General features: G+C 58.1%; 13 protein-coding genes and 1 tRNA gene. 3 read left to right on the forward strand and 11 right to left on the reverse strand.

Annotated features, from left to right (window positions below):
• Nucleotides 1-433: 433 nt before the first annotated feature.
• The 8 genes from BQ9843_RS01785 to BQ9843_RS01820 all read right to left on the reverse strand — a co-directional run bounded on the left by BQ9843_RS01785 (nt 434) and on the right by BQ9843_RS01820 (nt 11,240).
• Nucleotides 434-1,360 (reverse strand): toll/interleukin-1 receptor domain-containing protein, encoded by a 927-nt coding sequence (locus tag BQ9843_RS01785; protein ID WP_230205534.1) that lies wholly within the window; start codon nt 1,358-1,360, stop codon nt 434-436.
• A gap of 21 nt (nt 1,361-1,381) precedes the next feature.
• Nucleotides 1,382-3,151, reverse strand: a complete 1,770-nt coding sequence (locus BQ9843_RS01790) for a GmrSD restriction endonuclease domain-containing protein (protein ID WP_075843634.1) — start codon at nt 3,149-3,151, stop codon at nt 1,382-1,384.
• Nucleotides 3,144-3,563 (reverse strand): selenium binding protein, encoded by a 420-nt coding sequence (locus BQ9843_RS01795; protein WP_143327601.1) that lies wholly within the window; start codon nt 3,561-3,563, stop codon nt 3,144-3,146. The genes BQ9843_RS01790 and BQ9843_RS01795 overlap by 8 nt, the downstream gene beginning before the upstream one ends.
• 20 nt (nt 3,564-3,583) lie before the next feature.
• Nucleotides 3,584-6,415, reverse strand: a complete 2,832-nt coding sequence (locus tag BQ9843_RS01800; RefSeq protein ID WP_075843636.1) for a DNA methyltransferase — start codon at nt 6,413-6,415, stop codon at nt 3,584-3,586.
• Nucleotides 6,416-6,810: 395 nt separating this feature from the next.
• Nucleotides 6,811-6,886 (reverse strand) — tRNA-Arg (locus BQ9843_RS01805).
• Between the two features lie 61 nt (nt 6,887-6,947).
• Complete coding sequence (locus BQ9843_RS08570) at nt 6,948-7,733, reverse strand: FIVAR domain-containing protein (protein WP_083647865.1); 786 nt, start codon at nt 7,731-7,733, stop codon at nt 6,948-6,950.
• A gap of 163 nt (nt 7,734-7,896) precedes the next feature.
• A complete protein-coding gene (locus BQ9843_RS01815; protein WP_075843637.1) occupies nt 7,897-8,367 on the reverse strand; it encodes a hydrogenase maturation nickel metallochaperone HypA in 471 nt (156 codons plus the stop codon).
• Nucleotides 8,368-8,456: 89 nt separating this feature from the next.
• Entirely contained in the window at nt 8,457-11,240 is a 2,784-nt protein-coding gene (locus BQ9843_RS01820) for an FAD-dependent oxidoreductase (RefSeq protein WP_083647866.1), read from the reverse strand.
• Between the two features lie 188 nt (nt 11,241-11,428).
• On the opposite strand from BQ9843_RS01820, the gene BQ9843_RS01825 reads away from it, so the two are divergent.
• Together BQ9843_RS01825 and BQ9843_RS01830 are read left to right on the forward strand one after the other, a co-directional pair.
• Nucleotides 11,429-12,127 (forward strand): TetR/AcrR family transcriptional regulator, encoded by a 699-nt coding sequence (locus BQ9843_RS01825; RefSeq protein ID WP_083647867.1) that lies wholly within the window; start codon nt 11,429-11,431, stop codon nt 12,125-12,127.
• 78 nt (nt 12,128-12,205) lie between these two features.
• Complete coding sequence (locus BQ9843_RS01830) at nt 12,206-13,213, forward strand: DUF5692 family protein (RefSeq protein WP_075843638.1); 1,008 nt, start codon at nt 12,206-12,208, stop codon at nt 13,211-13,213.
• A gap of 248 nt (nt 13,214-13,461) precedes the next feature.
• On the opposite strand, the gene hypB is transcribed toward BQ9843_RS01830, so the two are convergent.
• Complete coding sequence (gene hypB, locus BQ9843_RS01835; protein ID WP_075843639.1) at nt 13,462-14,148, reverse strand: hydrogenase nickel incorporation protein HypB; 687 nt, start codon at nt 14,146-14,148, stop codon at nt 13,462-13,464.
• 230 nt (nt 14,149-14,378) lie between these two features.
• Between hypB and BQ9843_RS01840 the strand changes: the two genes are divergently transcribed.
• Complete coding sequence (locus BQ9843_RS01840) at nt 14,379-14,780, forward strand: hypothetical protein (protein ID WP_075843640.1); 402 nt, start codon at nt 14,379-14,381, stop codon at nt 14,778-14,780.
• Nucleotides 14,781-14,911: 131 nt separating this feature from the next.
• Here the strand turns inward: BQ9843_RS01840 and BQ9843_RS08710 are convergent, their stop codons facing one another.
• Nucleotides 14,912-15,079, reverse strand: a complete 168-nt coding sequence (locus BQ9843_RS08710; RefSeq protein ID WP_022387560.1) for a hypothetical protein — start codon at nt 15,077-15,079, stop codon at nt 14,912-14,914.
• A 117-nt stretch (nt 15,080-15,196) separates the two neighbouring features.
• Entirely contained in the window at nt 15,197-17,848 is a 2,652-nt protein-coding gene (gene clpB / locus BQ9843_RS01845) for an ATP-dependent chaperone ClpB (protein ID WP_075843641.1), read from the reverse strand.
• Between the last annotated feature and the right edge of the window lie 201 nt (nt 17,849-18,049).

Raw genomic sequence — 18,049 nt, forward strand, 5'->3', positions numbered from 1 at the left:
TGTCGAGGTCGCTGCGGCATGTGTCCGACGGCAGTCGCGGTGGCGCCGTTTTCGATAGCTTTGCGATCTTGTGTAGCATGTTAGATGGTACAGGGGGCAAGCTCCCTGCTCATATCGCCCAGCGGCTCATTATCCGCTGGCAGCGATGGACACATGGCCCGGAAATGGAGCCAGGCGAGCATGGGGGCGTTTGTGGAAGCCTGAACAGCCGCAGCGCCATGGCGAGCCAGACGCCGTGGCGACGTAACCCATGGGGGGGTGTCGCACGGCGGGCGAGGCCGGCGTGAGCAGAGGCGGACGAAACGCGACCCCGGGGAGCGTTGCCAGGGCACCGCAGCGGGAGCGATGCCATGCGTCGCGGGGATCCCGCCCATAAGCGGGGCCCATCGGCCGCAAGGCCAATTGTTATGGCAGTCCTACGGTGGAAGCCGGTCTAGAAGTCTATCGTCCCCGCAACGTCCTCGACGTTCTTCCGATAGGCTGACCGAGCAGCTTCTTCGCGAGCTTGGCGTTTCCGTTCCTTCTCAAGATATTCGGCCTCAAGTTTGTTAGCCTCTTCCACGCACAAGACGAGGGTGTCACGGTGATAGTCCCTAACTTCTTCGATGGTGGTCCCATTAAGGATTATTTCGTCGCCGGCAACCGATGCGATATGGGGCCTATGCATGGTGGTAAATCTTGGCGGCAAGTCCCAGGACTTCAAGAAGAACTCGCGCCACAGAGAGCTGGGGCGTCTCGACAATCGGAACGGCACTTCGTACAGGGCACTCCCCCTCGTTCCGTCGTTCCTCGGTTCTCTCACCTCATCGACCACAATGCCGACGATTCTGATGGGCTCAGAGCCCTCGCCCTCTTCTTCGCGTTTTTCGAAGACGTTTTTCGAAGACGTCTGAGCGATGCGATGAACAGCCGCGACCTTCGGCTTCTTCTTGACCCCATAAAGAGTCGCAAGAAGGTCGTTGTAGCCCTCCAGCTCGCCCCTTTCGCTCAGGTCAATCGCGAGTTTCCCCTCAAGGAAGGTTGGGATGCAATCCTTGACACTACCTTCTTTTAAGACCGGGATGAATTTCCTCTCGTTGCGCTGCGAAAACAGCTCGCCACTGATGATGTGGCCCTCGTAGCCCACCCCGCCGATTCGTTCATCGGCCTTCTGCTTATAAGTGGGAGTGCATACTATAAGGACATAGTCCGACGATCTGACCGATTTCTCCATGAACTGCGGCAACCTGTCACCCAGTTCGAGATCATATTGGTCCAGGACTGCATCGATCCCGTCCGACAGAAGGCGGTTGGCCAGCGCCTTTACCCATTCGCAGTGTTCTTCGCTTTCCCATGCGTAGGATATGAAAACCTTGGTCAAAATGACCCCCAAGTCCGTAATCTACAGTCGCTCATATGCCCTCTTCACGAGCTCACCCATTAGCCGCCTGCGCTGACCGAGGAAGTCCTCGTAATCAAGTTCTTCGAATCCGAGGGGCAGGGCATGTTCCTCGCAGTTGCGGCGGTATTCGTCCTCGCCCAGGGCTTCACGGTACCTCCTGACGTACTCGCTCGGCGCGTCGTCCGAGATGTAGATGTTGTTCTGATAGTCAACGAGGGTAAAGTTACCTCGATTGCTGCGCTGCGAAAGGTAGCCCTCGACCTTCAGGTAGTTATCTGGGAACAGGTGATGCTTGTCCAGGGCCTTCTTGGAGCCCGACGAACCGGTAAGCAGCAGCTGAGAAAGAGGGGCCGTGCTGAACAGCGCCTTGGCACCGAGCACGACTTGGGCCGCGACGAAGCCCCACCAGGTCGGACCCGTCGCCTCGTTTGCATCGAGGGAGCTGGGCAGCGTAATGGAGAAATAATCGTCCGTCATGGTGGCAGCGAGCCTACGGTCGAAGTACGCCTGGAACTCGTCGGCAGTATCAAGGCGCGAGACGTCGTTAAGCTGCTGCTCGAACTCGGATTCGAAGGACCCCACATAGAGCCCCGTTATTGCTGCGGCGAAATACCAGCGCCGCACGAGCCTGCGGACGGCAAGCGGCTCTATGTCGAACTCATAGCGCCCGATAAGGTAGAACGCATAGCAGAACATGAGTGCGTTGCCCGACCCCACCTGGTCGGAGCAGACGTAGCCCGCCTCCGCCAGCGTGTTGATGAAAGCATGCCAGTTGTTCAAGTCGAGCACGAGATCGAGGGCGCGGCCGAACGTGGCAAAGTTCTCGGCTCGAGTCTCGGGCGTCGTTTTCTTTTTCTTGAGATTTCGCCCGCGAAGAATCTGGTAGGCGTAACGCAGGCGACCCCTCTTGAACCCCACGCCCACCGTGGTGCGAATGATATGCGTCGGAGAGAGGGTCATGAGCGGGTTGTACGAGGTGCCCTTTGCAGGCGAGTGGCTCATGGCGCAGAACCCCTCGATACGCTCCCTCATGGCGGGCTCGTAGACAGAAAGCAAGGTCATTATAAAGTCATCCTGCTTAAGCGCCTGCCCCTGCGAGTTCACGCGCACAAAGATGTCCGATACGATCTCCTCGTCCGCCGATTCGGAAATCTCCAGCGTCGGCAGGAGATAACGCTCAAGCCCGAGCAATGCGTTGAGCCCACTCTCGACGGCATCCTCGCCGCCATCGTCGAGCTCGGGTTCGCCCTTTTTGGCATTCGCCTCGTTAAGGCGCTTGATGAACGCCTTGCGGTAGACACTCAGCTTGTTATCGTGGTTCGCTGCGAAAGCCTCGGATACGTCCGGCACATAGCGCGAATCCCTCTCGGTCGAGGCATCGGCATTCTTGAATGAGCGTGCGATGGGGTCGTAGGCGATCTTCACCGTACGCTCCCTGAAGTTCTTGTCTCGCACGGGTACGCCGTACAGAGAGCTCAAGAGGGCAGTGAGCCTCTGCTGTCCGTCGATGACAAGGGACTTGGGAACGGCATACACCTTTTGGTTCGAACCTATCACGGACCTCTTGCCCGCATCATCGCTCGGAGAATCCCACAACATCACATAACCGATGGGGTATCCACGAAGCATGGAATCGAGAAGGTCACGGACCTTGTCATTGCCCCATACAAAGGGTCGTTGCAAGTCAGGCAAGCCAATCTTACCCGTCTGAACATCCTTCAGGATGTTACCAACCTCAAGCGATATGGGGTTATAGATGGAGTTAGGCATTGGCGGTATTCCTATCTCTACACTTGTATAGCTCGTCGTTCAATTCTTGATTTCTGTCGATGAAGGAGCAGAGCAGTTCACGGTCAATCTGGTATTGATAGTTTGGGCGTTCTGCATCCTTGGCCTTAACCTTCGTTCGGAGCTCCTGTCGTCCACCATGCGTCACCGGAAAACTGTGAATGATTCTGTTCCTCTCATTTCCAAGATCACAGAGCAGTTCCAGGATTCTTACGTCCTCTTCGTTCACAAGCCATTTCTTTCCTTCGTCCTTGAGCTGCCCCGTCATCATGTCGGTAAGCCCATACCAATCGGGAGCCCCGGCGTGCATAAGATTCTCCACAAAGAACGAGACATTCGAGTTGAATACGTATACCGCCTCCCCAAGAAGGGTCAGGTATTCCTCGTCAGGCAAGGAGAAACGCGTGGGGTGGATCATTCGCTATCACCGACCTTCTTGGCGTACAGGTTGAAAAGATGGGCGACTATCTTCTCCTCGTCCCCACCGAAGTCGACGCCATAGGCAGCTTCGACAGCAGCGTCGAGCGCCTTATGCGCAGACATCAGCTCGGGGAAGAACGTTTCGTTCTTTGGATCGTACATGTCCGCGAGCGTCGCATCCTCTTGAGCATCACGGGCATCGAGCACGGCCCGGGCGCAGCGCTCGACTTCCTCGCGTTGCGGTTCCGTTGGGTCAGGCCAGACGAAGTTGTTGTAATCAATATTGGCCGAATACTGGTAATCGTCCTTCAATCTTCCAGTTACGATCCTAACCCATGCATTATGGAATTGAGATTGCAGAATGCCATAGTGATAGAGAGAGGCATTAGGTATCAATCTAACCTTGTTGCTGCAGAATATCTCTGGACCAACAAAGCCCATTGGAACACGTTTCCTTCTGCTTGAAGACACCTCTGGGATGATGATGGAACTTCCCTCGGGCATGTTCTCAACGTGAAATCTCGTTGGCTTATCTGCTATTTTCCGGGTTCCAGCGCTTTTACTTGCAAGCCTGTATTCACGAACCTGTTCTACCCTCTTTCTGCACTCAGGAAGCTGCTTTAAATCTGAGAAGGTTGCCTCCCCAAGCCACAGGCACCAGCGGTGATAGCCATGAATGAACTCTTTTGATCCAAGCCATGGATGGAAGAAGCCTTCGGCCTTTGGCTCTTTCTTCAGGAAATCGTCTTTCTCCTCATCGGTAAACAGGTAGAATCCCCCATCAATAGGTTTATTTCCGATGCCCATTTCCGGAACATCACAAATAGGTTTGCTGCGGCTGTAGATGAATACGTCAGGGGCGTCTTTCAGATACGCATTGATTCGAGCCGCGGGAATCCGTTCTTCGTCGCTGTCCGGGGTCGCGTGGTAGAAGAGCGTCTTGGCCCCCGACTCGCGGGAGAACCCGACGATGACGCAGAACACGTGGGCCTTATCTGCCGCCTCGTTGTCCCAACGGAACGTGTTGTGAGCGAAGTCGATGTGTATCCCCATGTCATGGAGGGGCTTCCAGAGGTTGGCAACCTGCTCGCCCTGACAGATGGAGTTGGTCGAGACCAGGGCGCAGCGCGTGCGCTTTCCCTGCGTGAACCTCGCGGCTTTCATGTACCAGGCCCCGCAGTAGTCGATGTTGCCCGCGTTCTTCGCGCCGTCGAAGACCTCAAGGAGTTCGGCCTTCTGCTCCTTGGACTGGTTGCGGGCCCCGAGGAAGGGCGGGTTGCCCACGAGGTACGTGAGGTCATCGGGGAACACCTCGGACCAATCGGTCTTGAGGGCGTTGCCCTCATGGAGGTTGCTGAGGCTCCTGAGCGGCAGGAAGTCGAAGTCATAACCGACGTATATCTCCTGCGTCTTTCGGAGCATCTGCTCCTCGGTGATCCAAAGGGCGGTCTTGGCGACCGAGACGGCGAAGTCGTTTATCTCGATGCCGTACAGTTGATCGAGAGATACGCGGACGGGGCTGTCCTGCGCAATGACGAGAGATGTCTGCCCCGCGTTGCCGGTCTCCTCGCTGAGCTCGTCCTCGATGATTCGGTTCTCGATGGTGCGCAGCTGCCGGTACGCCTCGGTAAGGAAGTTGCCCGAGCCGCACGCGGGGTCACCGATGGTGATGGCGGCAACCTTGTCGTGCAGCCTCGCCAGGGCCTGCTTGCGTTTCGCCGCCGTCCTCTCGCCCTCGGCCTCGTGCAGTTCGTCCCACAGCTCGTCGAGGAAGAGCGGCTTGAGGCAGCGCTCGATGTTCTCCACGCTCGTGTAGTGCATGCCCCCGGCATGGCGGGTCTCGGGGTTCAGCGTCCCCTCGAACACGCCGCCAAAGATGACGCCCGAGATCTCACGCCAATCGAAGTCCTGGGACGCGTCGGTGATGGCTTCGAGTATTTCCGGAGTCATCTGCGGGACGATAATGGAGGAGTCGGCGAACAGCCCGCCGTTCACGTACGGGAAAGCCGCGAGGTCCTCGTCCATGTACTCATCCCGCTTGTCCAGGGGCGTGTCGATCGCCTCGAACAGGTCAACCAGCTTGCGGCGGAGCTTGGCAGGGTCACCCTCGCAGTACCTACCGAACGCTTGGTGCGATTGCAGGAGGTCGGCGTCCTCGGCGTAGAGCAGGAAGATGATTCGGGTGATGAGCACGTTGAGCGAGCGCTGCTCCTCCTGCGCGCGCTCGTCCTTCTCCTCGATGTGGTGGTACTGCTTGGCGAGGGCATCGTAGAGCCTGGAGACGTAGGTCCCGGCCTCGATGGAGAGCTGCTGTTCCTTGTGCAGACGGCTCGTCTCATTGGATGTCAGGAAGGAGAGAAGGTACAGGCTGTCCGGGAGCTCTTCAAGGGAGAACTCCTGCACGGTGTCCTCGGGCCTCTCGTTGTCGAGGTCGTAGAGGCGGAAGGTCCCGAAGTTGCACGTCATCACCCAACGGGGTCGCTCGGAGTACGGCAGATGCCGCGCGTACCACATGGCCTGCTGGAACGGCGTCTCCATGCCGCCGTTTCTGGGCTCGGGCTTGTCGAGGTCGATACCCCACGACTTCTGCTCGCACAGGAAGTTGTGGTCCGAGACGAACACGTCGATGCGGCGGCCGCGCACCTTGCGCTCGAAATCGACGAAGCTGTCTATGGTGTTGGACGGGATGCCCAGGATGTTGATGAGCAGGTCTACCCAGAACTTTTGCGTGTCCTGCTGCTCGTTGTTGGAGCCCGCGGGGATGGCGGCAAGGCGCTTCTGCCACCGCTTGACGAACTCCTTTGCCTCTTTCTTGCTGGCAGGCATACCGGACCTCCTGCGTCGTTGTCTCTTTCGGACAATTTTAAGGGGTAAGGGCAGCACTGCGGACGGAAGGGCGAGTTTTCAATGGTCTACGGCATCGGAGGGTCCCGAGTGAAACCCGAAGACGCCGGGAACTATTGGAAACTCGCCCATGCCGTTGCGACATCACCCAAGGTTTTCAACGCTTTCCATAGCCGAAGGGCTTCTTATAAGCCCGTAGGCTGTAGGAAGGGTTGAGAACCGGACAATTGGATGAAAATTCGGGTGAAATATGAAGGCGTGCTATTTTCGTCATAGAACTTTCTTTCACCCCTTTTTTCACCCCTCTACCGTCTACTTCACTCTATCTATACAAAAGCAGGCCAGACAATTTATAGCGTCTGGCCTGCTGTTTTATCTGGTGCCCCAGATACGATTCGAACGTACGACACCCGCTTTAGGAGAGCGGTGCTCTATCCCCTGAGCTACTGAGGCATATCGTATTGCATTCTAGCAGATACAAGCTCTCAATCGACGAGAACCGTCCGTCCCCACCCTATTGGTTAATCTCTACCTGATCGGCATACAATCCCGGAAGAGATATCTTTGCACCCATAGTTGACTGGTAAGAATACTGGCCAACGCAGGTACCATAAATCGTTACCGTATCGTCTTCGAGAACACGGGTACCACCCATGATGCTCGGGTCAAAGCCCACGAATATGACATCGTCGTATCCGCCGTCGGTTGCAATACGCAAATCCGTCTCGGAGTCCCCCTCCACAACCTGAAGGACTCTTCCTTTAAACGCCAGCTTCTGGCCAGAATAGCTATCCGGGTTCCTCGCGACATCGCGGTACGCGGGCCATGAATAGTTAGCGGGATTAAATGCTTCTACCAGGCCGTTGTAAGCGGTATAGAGATTGCCCTTTGCCGAATCAACCTGTGATTGCGTAGCATCTTCATCAGCGTCCACAGACTTGGCATTCTCGAGAGCGCTCGAGTATGCCTGGTAGGAATCCTCGGTGTACCCATCTGCGGCAACGGATCCATACGAATCGATGTAGGACTCTAGCTCCGATTTATCGACTTTGACTTTGGCCGGAGTCTTTTTCTTTTCTTTCTTCTCAACCGTCGTCGAGGCACTTGTTTGCGAGCCGTTCGACGCTGCTGTGTTTCCGGCACCGTTACCGTTGCCGCCAGCTGCGCCAATAACAAAAAGGGCAACAATCACGCCAATAATTATCTTTTTCTTTTTTGAAAGAGGCTTCTTGGCCTTCTTTGCTGGCTGCGCTTCTTCCGCGACCGGCGAAGTCGGTTGCGGGTCCTTCTCCTCGTCCATGGTCTTCCTTCCCCGAAAAAAATGGAACTTAATTGCGAGCTCGAACAATTCCATTTTCTCAGCGAAAAAAATGCAACTAAAATCGACGGGCGGAAGGAGCACTTCTGGCTGACCGTCACTTGCGCGATGCGGACATGCTTATTTTTATTGTCTCAGCCCAACCTCACTCGATAATCAACGGGTTGGCGGCATCCACTGGGTCCGGCGATGCCTCTCGCATGGCTCCTTGGCCCAATGGAGATACACCGTCAACGTACTCTTTGTCCACGTCATCGCGCGAAAGCTGCTCGTCGGGAGTTTCGATCTCCTTCACCATCACTTCTTGGCCCTGCACCAAATACGTGCGAGAACTTCCGCAGTGCGGACACGTCTTGCCGTGTGCTACCGTCTCGTACGTTTTTTTGCAGTCCTCGCAGTACGTGACCGCGGGAATCTCCTCGACCTTAAGCTCAGAGCCCGCTACCAACGGGTTCTTGTTGCTTGCCCAGCGCCAGGCATCCTCAAGATAGTGCGGAACCACGCCCGATACCTCGCCGAGTTGCAGCGTCACCGAAGACACGCGCAAAATCGCGTTGTCGCGGCACGCGTCCTCGACCGTCCTGATGATATGAAACACGATGCCCAGCTCGTGCATGACATCAACCTCTTATCTAAAAGGCGAGGCCGGCATTGCGTCCGGCCCCGCCCATCCAATGCAGCAGCTAAACCTCAGGGCCCGCCGCGCTACTTCTTCTTGCCAAAACGAATCTTAATCTCGCGCTTGAGGGCATATTTTGCCAGCGAGGGGACCTTCTTTTCGTACTTGACCATATTCGAGCACTCGGGGCGCTCGCGCGTAAGGTGAATGGCGTCAAACGCGCACTTGGTGGTGCACAGGCCGCAACCAATACACTTGTTGGGGTCGACAACCGAGGCGCCACAGCCCAAGCAGCGAGCGGTCTCGGCGCGCACCTGCTCTTCGGTAAGCGTCTGCGCGTACTCGCGGAAGGGCGCCGCCTTGGCAGCCGTAGCGTCCTTAACAGCCGGCACCTCGCGCTGGGCGGTGTCGTAGCTCGAAAGATCGGCGTCGTCCTTGTTAAGCTCAACGTACTTGCGCTGGTTGCGGCCAATGGTAAGCGTTCCATGCTGGACAAAGCGATGAATCGACACGGCGGCCTCGTGACCAGCGGCAATGGCGTCAATGGCAAACTTGGGACCCGTGTAGACGTCGCCGCCCACAAAGATATCGGGCTCCGCAGTCTGATACGTCTGCGGATCGGCAACGGCGCCCTGGCCGCGACCAAGCTCGACAGCAGAGCCCTCCAGCAGGTTGCCCCACTCGATGCTCTGGCCAATGGCAAAGACAACTTGGTCGCACTCGATGGTCACAAGATCATTCTCGTCATACTCGGGAGCAAAGCGTCCGTCATCGCCAAACACGCGCGTGCAGCGCTTGAACACAACGCCACGCACAGCGCCCGCCTCGTTGGTGAGGACCTCCTTGGGGCCCCAGCCGCAGCGGATGTCGACGCCGTCCTCGCGAGCCTCGGCAACTTCCTCGTCGCTTGCAGGCATTTCCTCGGCCGACTCGAGGCACAGCATCGTAACCTCGGGGGCCTGGGTACGCGCAGCCACGCGAGCAGCATCGATGGCAACGTTGCCGCCGCCCACAACCACCGTGCGGCCCATCGCAGGGGCGGCGCCCGCAGTTTGATCGGTGTACTTGGCCAAGAAGTTAACAGCGGTCCAGGTACCCTTCGCGTCCTGCCCATCGATGCCGGGCAGATGGCCTCCCTGGCAGCCGATAGCAACATAGAAGGCGGCAAAACCCTGCTCGCGCAACTCGGCCAAGGTCACGTCGCGACCGACCTCCACGCCATAGCGGAACTCGGCGCCCATCTCGCGGATGACCTCGACCTCTGCCTCTATGACGTCTTTCTCGAGCTTGAAGGAAGGAATGCCATAAGTAAGCATGCCACCAGGGCGCGGCATCTTCTCGAACACGACCGGCTTGTAGCCTTTCTCGGCCAGATAGAAGGCGCACGAAAGGCCCGCAGGACCGGCACCGATGATGGCGACCTTCTGATCAAAGCCGCCCGCACGCGTAGGTGTAACCATCGGCGGAATATAGCGCGTTGCAGCGTCAAGGTCGCGCTGCGCAATGAACTTCTTTACTTCGTCGATGGCAATGGCGGAATCGACCCTACCGCGTGTGCACGCGTCCTCGCAGCGGCGGTTGCAAATGCGGCCGCACACGGCAGGCAGCGGGTTTTCGCGCTTGATGAGCGCGAGCGCCTCGTCATAGCGGCCCTGCGCCGCGAGCTTGAGGTAGCCCTGGACGGCGATGTGCGCCGGGCAGGCGGTCTTGCAGGGCGCGGTACCTGCCTTGTGGGTCTCGACGCGATTGTCGTTGCGATAGTTGGGCGACCACTTCTCCGGCCCCCACTTCACAGTATCGGGAAGCTCCTGGCGCGGATACTCCGGAACCTTGCCCGTCGTCTTGCTGCAAAGCTTCTGGCCCAGCTTGACGGCGCCCGCAGGACACACCTCCACGCAACGGCCGCACGCCACGCACTTGTCGGCCTGTGTATGGGCAACATAGGCAGAGCGCGACAGGTTGGGCGTATTAAACAGCTGCGAGGTGCGCAGTGCGTAGCACACGTTTACGTTGCAGTTGCAGATAGCGAAGATTTTGTTCTCGCCATCGATGTTGGTGATCTGGTGCACAAAGCCGTTGTCCTCGGCAGCACGCAAAATGTCGTAAACCTCTTCGCGCGTGATGTAGTGGCCGCGATCGGTCTCGACTACGTAATCGGCCATGTCGCCCACAGCGATGCACCAGTCGTGCGGATCGTCGCCGCAGCCCTCGCCCAAAACCTTGCGGCTTGCGCGACAGCTGCAGGTCGAGGCAGCGTACTTGCCGTCATACTTGTCCAGCCAATGCTCGATATGCTCGATAGGCACTGACGTGCTCGCGGCATCGATGGCCTGCTCGACAGGAATAACGTGCATGCCAATGCCCGCGCCTCCGGGAGGCACCATGGGCGTCGCCTTAGACAGCGGGCCTTTGGACGCCTGCTCGAAAAACTTTGCGAACACCGGGTGCTCATCCAGCTGGCCTACACGCATGTTAAGGAACTCGGCAGAGCCGGGCACGAGCATGGGCAGCACCCATTGCTTGGTGCGCGTGGGGTTTTCCCAGTTGTACTCAAGCAAGCCGGTGTAGCTCATATCGTCGAGCATCTTTTCGATCTCGGGCTCGGGCATGCCCGTAAGCTTGACCATCTCGGCCAGGGTGTAGGGCCGGCGCATCTTCATCTTGAGCAAAACATCTGCCTGCTCGTCGGTGGCAGCCTCGGCAAACGACCAGTACTCATAGCCCAAAAGCTCATCGCGATGCAGCAGGCGATTTGTGCAATGTTCGCAGAGCTTGACGATCTTCTCGCGCGGATGCTCAGGCAGCGGCGGCACGAACTCCGCACCGATATCGGGCTCGGTATAGCTAATCCCCGGTCCATTGAGAATCATGGCGTCCCCTCCCTTGCCGCGCGGCGACTGCGCAGGCTGCGGTCCTTGTGTAAGCGAGCTATGGGCGGCTGTTCGCGCTCGACCCGCAAAGTTGACATACTGTCAAAAACAGTATTGACGAACCGTCAACAATATTCAAGACTAGAGAGTGAATCACCGGGCCGGAACATCAGAAAGGCGGCAAGCGGATGAGCACCCGCAGCGCAACATCGAACCACCCAGGCGATGCCGCCTCGCAGCAAAACGAAACCCAACCGAGCCAGGACACAGCTGCGCCCACGACTTCCAAGCGCCTGCCCGGAGACGAGCGGCGCCGCAGAATCCTTAAGGCAGTGCGCGTCGTTAGCGCCGAGCGCGGGGTATCCCATCTCTCGGTATCGGCAGTAGCAAAGCAGGCCGGCTGCACGCGCTCGCTTTTCTACCACTATTTTTCCGATATGGACGCCGCCGTCGAAGCCGCCATGGACGAGGCTATCGAGGGTTTTGTCAGCGAACTTGAACGCTGGAACGCCAGCCGCACCGTAGGCGACATCGAGGGAGCGCTCGACAGCGTGGCCCCGCTCTTCAAGCGCCTAGTGGCCGACGGGCACGAGCTGCCGGCCACGCTCACCTCGGGCAGCGGGGCCCTCTACGGCGGTTTTCTCCACCATGCAGTCGAGCGCGTTGTGCACTACCTATGCGAAACGACCGTTATCGACTTTACCACCCATCACGAGCTGCGCATCGACCATGTTTACGAGACCTTCTACACGCTCGTTATGGGACTGCTCATGTACATTCGCACGCATCCGGATGTGCCCGATGAGACCGTAAAGGACATCATCGCTTCGACGTTGCACATCGAGGGCTACACCGCCAAGTACCCGGAACGCCGACCATCCAAATAGGATGTAGCAGCCGCAACTGTTTATTTGCACCCGTCGTGAACGAGAGGGAGAGACGGGCATTAAGGAAAGGAGAGGGACATGTTGTTTGATGTTTGGGGGAGCAACACCGGCATCCATTGGCTCGGCTGGGCCATGGTCTTTATCGGCCTGATCGTGCTCAATGAGGTCGGGCGCCGCAGCAAGGCGGGCGCCGCCATTATCTTTGTCGTGGCACCCCTCGCCATGACCATCTACTGCATCGCCATCGCCGTAGGCGTGGCCAACGGGCAGGAGTGGGCACTTACCAACCCCACGCATGTGTACCAGAACAGCTGGTTCCACTACGCCAAGGTTTATGCCGCGCTCGCCGGATGCTGGGGCTTTATTGCCATCAAGTACCAGTGGGGCAAGATCGGCAAGGCCAAGTGGTTCCGCGCATGGCCGTTTGTCATCGTGGCCATCAACATCATGATCGCTGTTGTGTCCGACTTTGAAAGCGCCTACCACTTCTTCGCGCTGGGCGAGACCACCTGGGTCACCTCCGAGGGTGCCACGCAGCTGGCCGGTTGGAATAACGTGTTCAACGGCATCGCCGGTATCATCAATATCTTCTGCATGACCGGCTGGTGGAGCGTCTACGCAAGCGAAGACAAGACCGACATGCTGTGGCCCGACATGACCTGGGTCTACATCATCGCCTACGACATCTGGAACTTCTGCTACACCTACAACTGCCTGCCCACGCATTCTTGGTTCTGCGGCTTTGCCCTGCTGCTTGCGCCCACCGTGGCAGCCTTTATCTGGAACAAGGGCGGTTGGATCCAAAACCGCGCCTTCACGCTTGCCATCTGGTGCATGTTCGCGCAGGTATTCCCCTTCTTCCAGGAGCAGTCCATCTTTGTGACGCACTCCACGCTCGATCCCAATGCGGCACTTGTGGTTTCGATCCTGGCTCTCGTGGCAAACGTCGCCGCGATTATCTACATTGTCTATCGCGCCAAGAAGCTCGGCCGCAATCCCTACAAGCAGGATGTCTTTGAGGGCACCCGCGACTGGGAGATTGCAACTGCTCGCCGCGCCAAGGTTGATTACGCCCATATGGACTAGTGCCGGCTCGCGCCTATTGGACCGTCACCTCCAAAATAGACGGTTATAGGTAGGTTGTCGGCAAATTGCCAAGTAGCCTAAAGAAAAACCCAGGAAAGCAGTTTACAAGCTCGCTTTCCTGGGTTTTTTGCGTCTCTACTTTAAAGAAGCGCTTAAACCTACCTATAACCGTCTTTTTTAGATTGTCCAAGCGGTTTTGGCCGGGGCTTCATGCGTCGAGGGCGGGCAAATGCGTCGATTCCCGCCGGCTACGCGCCCGCCTTCCATGCGGCAACGCGATCGCGAAGCCACTGCGCCCACTGGTCGATCCCCTCGCCCGTCTTTGCGCAGATAGGGATGATGGTGGCATTGGGGTTGCGCATGAGGATATTCTCGCGTGCGCGCTCCATGCTAAAGGTGTCGAATATCGGCAGCGCATCGATCTTGTTGATAAGCACAACGTCGCAAATGGAAAACATGAGCGGATATTTGAGCGGTTTGTCGTCGCCCTCCGGGACCGAAAGAATCATCGCATTGGCGCAGGCTCCCGTATCGAACTCCGCAGGACACACCAGATTGCCCACGTTCTCGAGAATCGCCAGGTCAACATGGTCGGAATTCTCGTCAAGCAAGGCGTCCAGGCCCTGCTCTGTCATATATGCGTCCAGATGGCACATACCGCCCGTGTGAAGCTGGATAGCGCGGGCGCCGGTTCGAGCGATTGTCTTCGCGTCAACGTCCGAGTCGATATCTGCCTCCATAACCGCCAAGGACATATCGTCGCGCAGAGCCTCGATCGTACGCGTGAGCGTCGTGGTCTTGCCCGAACCCGGGCTCGACATCAGATTGAGCAGAAACGTCCCCTGAGCACGCAAACGCTCACGAAGCCCATCGGCATGGGCGTCGTTATTCGCAAACACGCTCTGCTTGATTTCCAGCACTCGTACGTCTTCCATGTATCGTCCCTTCTTTATCTGCCAAACAAGGCAGGCATCGCATGATTCGCTCATCCATCAGTATCACTGTCTTATGTTGACACATTGTCAACAATATTCAAGAGGGCGACACCAAGCGACCTTTCTCTCTTCTGAGCAAGCCAATTAAAGCTGGCATATCGTCATATTCCCCAGCAAGGCGGGGTATCATGTGTCTCGTTTCAAGCCCTCATATCCTTGGAGAAATCCCCATGTCCAGCAACCGCAAGATGCTCAAAATCCTAAGCCTCGCCCAGATTGTCTTTGCCGTCCTTTGCTTTGTGATGGCATCGCTTGTTTTCAATGGCACACCGCGTGTGGAAGGAGACGCTGACGTTCTCACCTTCTTGACGGCCAATCTCGACGCCGTCCTGTGCACGGTCGCCGCCTTCCTCACGGCCTTTTGCGCCATTGATGGCATCAAGGGCGCCAACCGCCCCAGCGCCCTGGGGGCACATCTTGTTGTTGCCATCCTGGTTGCCATAGCAGGCGCGGCGGCATGCGCCCTCTCCCCCGCTGTCCAGGGCCTCTCCGTTGTGTGCGCCCTCGACGCCGTGTTGGCGATTGCCGCCGCCGTCTTTGACAAGAAAGTGCGTGCTGAAATCGACCGCTAAGCAAACGGGAGAACATCTAGGCTTTGGCCATCCCCTCTAAACGCAAAGGCACCGCTGCGAGAAGGTTCTTGCAGCGGTGCCTTGTTCATGTCAACTAGACCTCAAAGCCTCAGTAAAATAAGCGTCCCGGGTTAATCCCAAGGGTCGCGCTCGAACAGCGGCTCGCGCTCAGGGCGTCGATCGGAATACGGGTCGTAACCGTCATCGTCCTCGTTCTCCGCACGAATAAACGGGTCTTTGGGCTTGAGTGCCACCTTGACCTCAGCTGTCGTCTTCTTATTGCCCTTATCGCTTGCCATATCCGCTCCCCAATCGTCGTTGGCACCATCCTAGCATGCACCGCACGCAAAAGGCTCGGCCCCCAGTTGCCTGGAAGCCGAGCCAGATCGTACAAGGGACCTTAGACGCCCGCGACGCTACTCCTCCGGTGCCTCAAACGGGGCATCGAGAACCTCGTCGCCTGAGGCAGAAGCCTTAGGCTCCACACCTGCGACCTCAAACTTACCGTCGGAGTCCACATCGAGTGAAATCTTGTCGCCCTCGTGAGCGCGGCCGTCGATAATCGCCGCGGCAATGGCGTCCACCACCTCGCGCTGGACCAGACGCTTGAGCGGACGAGCACCAAACACAGGGTCCAGACCGCCCACAGCGAGCATCTGCTTGGCAGCAGGTGTGATCTCGAGCTCCATGCGCTCCTTTGCCAGGCGGGCGCGCACATCCTTAAGCTGGATGTCGACGATCTTTTGAATCTGCTCCATGCCAAGCGGATGGAACACCACGATGTCGTCGATACGGTTGAGGAACTCGGGGCGGAAGGTCTTGGCCATCGCAGCGTCAACCTGACGGCGCATCTCGGCCTCGTCCTTGCCCGAAAGCTCGGCAATCGCACTAGAGCCAACGTTGGACGTCATGATGATGATCGTGTTCTTGAAAGACACCTGGCGGCCCTGGCCATCGGTCAAGCGGCCATCGTCGAGTACCTGCAACAAGATATTGAAGACATCCGGGTGAGCCTTCTCCATCTCATCGAGCAAGATCACGCTGTACGGACGACGACGCACGGCCTCGGTAAGCTGGCCGCCCTCGTCGTAGCCCACATATCCCGGAGGAGCACCGATCAGACGTTGGACCGAGAACTTCTCCATGTACTCAGACATGTCGATACGCACGAGCGCGCGCTCATCGTCGAACAGGCACTCGGCAAGCGCCTTGGCAAGCTCGGTCTTGCCCACGCCGGTGGGGCCCAGGAAGAAGAAGCTGCCGATAGGCTTATCGGGGTCGGAAAGGCCCGCGCGACTGCGGCGTACGGCAGCGGCGACGGCAGACACGGCCTCGTCCTGACCGATAACGCGCTTATGCAGCTCGCCCTCGAGATTCTTGAGCTTATCGAGCTCACCCTGCATCATCTTGGAAACGGGCACGCCGGTCCACGCGCTCACGACCTCGGCAATCTCGTCGGACGTCACTTGCTCGTTGAGACCCTCGCCGTCCTTGCCCTTTTGCTTCTCGAGCGCCGCCTCGGCAGCCTGAATCTCCTGAGTCAAAACCGGAATCACACTAAAGCGCAGCTCGGAGGCGCGAGCAAGGTCGCCGTCGCGCGTGGCACGCTCCTCTTCGCTCTTGGCGTCGTCGAGCTTACCTTTGAGCTCCTGCACGTGGTCGATCGCGTTTTTCTGGTTGAGCCAGCCCGCCTTTTGCACGTTGAGCTTTTCTTGGACCTCCGCAATCTCTTGGCGCAAAGTCTCCAAGCGCTCCTTGGAGGCATCGTCTGTCTCCTTCATGAGCGCCTGCTCCTCAATCTGCATCTGCGTGAGCTGACGCGTTGTGGCGTCAATCTCCACCGGCATGGAATCGAGCTCCATGCGCAGACGGCTTGCAGCCTCGTCTACCAAGTCGATGGCCTTGTCGGGCAAGAAACGGTCGGCAATATAGCGGTCGGAAAGATCGGCTGCGGCCACCAGCGCACTATCGGTGATATGTACGCCATGGAAAATCTCGTACTTCTCCTTCAGGCCACGCAGGATAGAGATGGTGTCCTCAACGGTGGGCTCGCTTACCAGCACCGTCTGGAAACGACGCGCAAGGGCGGCATCCTTCTCGATGTACTTGCGATACTCGTCGAGCGTAGTGGCACCGATGGCGTGCAGGGCACCGCGAGCAAGCGCCGGCTTCAAGATGTTACCGGCGTCCATCGAGCCCTCGGTAGCGCCCGCGCCCACGATGGTGTGGAGCTCATCGATGAACAGGATAACCTTGCCGTCCGACTTCTCGACCTCTTTGAGCACGGCCTTCAAGCGGTCCTCAAACTCGCCGCGATACTTGGCGCCAGCCACCAGGGCGCTCATGTCCAACTCGATAAGGTCGCGGTCGCGCAGCGTGCTGGGCACGTCGCCAGCCACAATACGCTGGGCGATGCCCTCGACGATAGCGGTCTTGCCCACGCCGGGCTCGCCGATCAGCACCGGGTTGTTCTTGGTACGGCGCGAAAGAACCTGAATGGTACGGCGAATCTCGTCGGTACGGCCAATGACCGGGTCGAGCTTGCCCGCACGAGCCAAATCGCAGATATTGCGGCCGTACTGCTCCAGCGCCTCGAACTGGGTCTTGTCCTCGGCAGAGGTAACGCGATCATCGCCGCGCAACTCCTCGTAGACCTGCTCGATGCGCTCGCGCGTAACGCCCGCGTTGTTAAGGATGCGCCCCGCGTCCCCCTTGTCCTCGGCGAGTGCCATGAGCAGGTGCTCGGTCACCACAAAGGAGTCGCCCATCTTGGAGGCCTTCTTCTCGGCCTGATTGAGCACGCGGACCATGTCGTTGGAAAGCCCAATCTGTGCACCATCGCCCGAGACCTTGGGAGCGCTGTCGATTGCCTTCTGCGCAGCCGCCGCGAGCGAGGAGGCGTCGGCGCCAATGCGCTCGATGATCACGGAGATATTGCGCTCGCCAGCACCCAGCAGCGCCGCAAGCAGGTGCACGGGCTCGACCGCGCCCGCTTGAGCGTCGGATGCGATGCCAATGGCCGTTTGGAGAGCCTCGCGAGAAGTCATTGCCAACTTATCGATTCTCATATATCTCACCTCTCATATAGGTGTTGCCCGCAGCGCGGGCGATGCTCGCGCCGGGGCGACCGCCCTACGGGGCGGTGTCCTGTTGTTCGAGAGGTATTGTTACCGGATATGCCCCAAGTTATACATAAATCTAAGTCTATCTATATAAGATTTTATGAGTCGTCTACTGCAGGGACAGCGCAGGACGTGATTTGGCGCAAA

The organism is Collinsella bouchesdurhonensis (genome assembly GCF_900155365.1).
In the GTDB taxonomy this organism is placed as follows: domain Bacteria; phylum Actinomycetota; class Coriobacteriia; order Coriobacteriales; family Coriobacteriaceae; genus Collinsella; species Collinsella bouchesdurhonensis.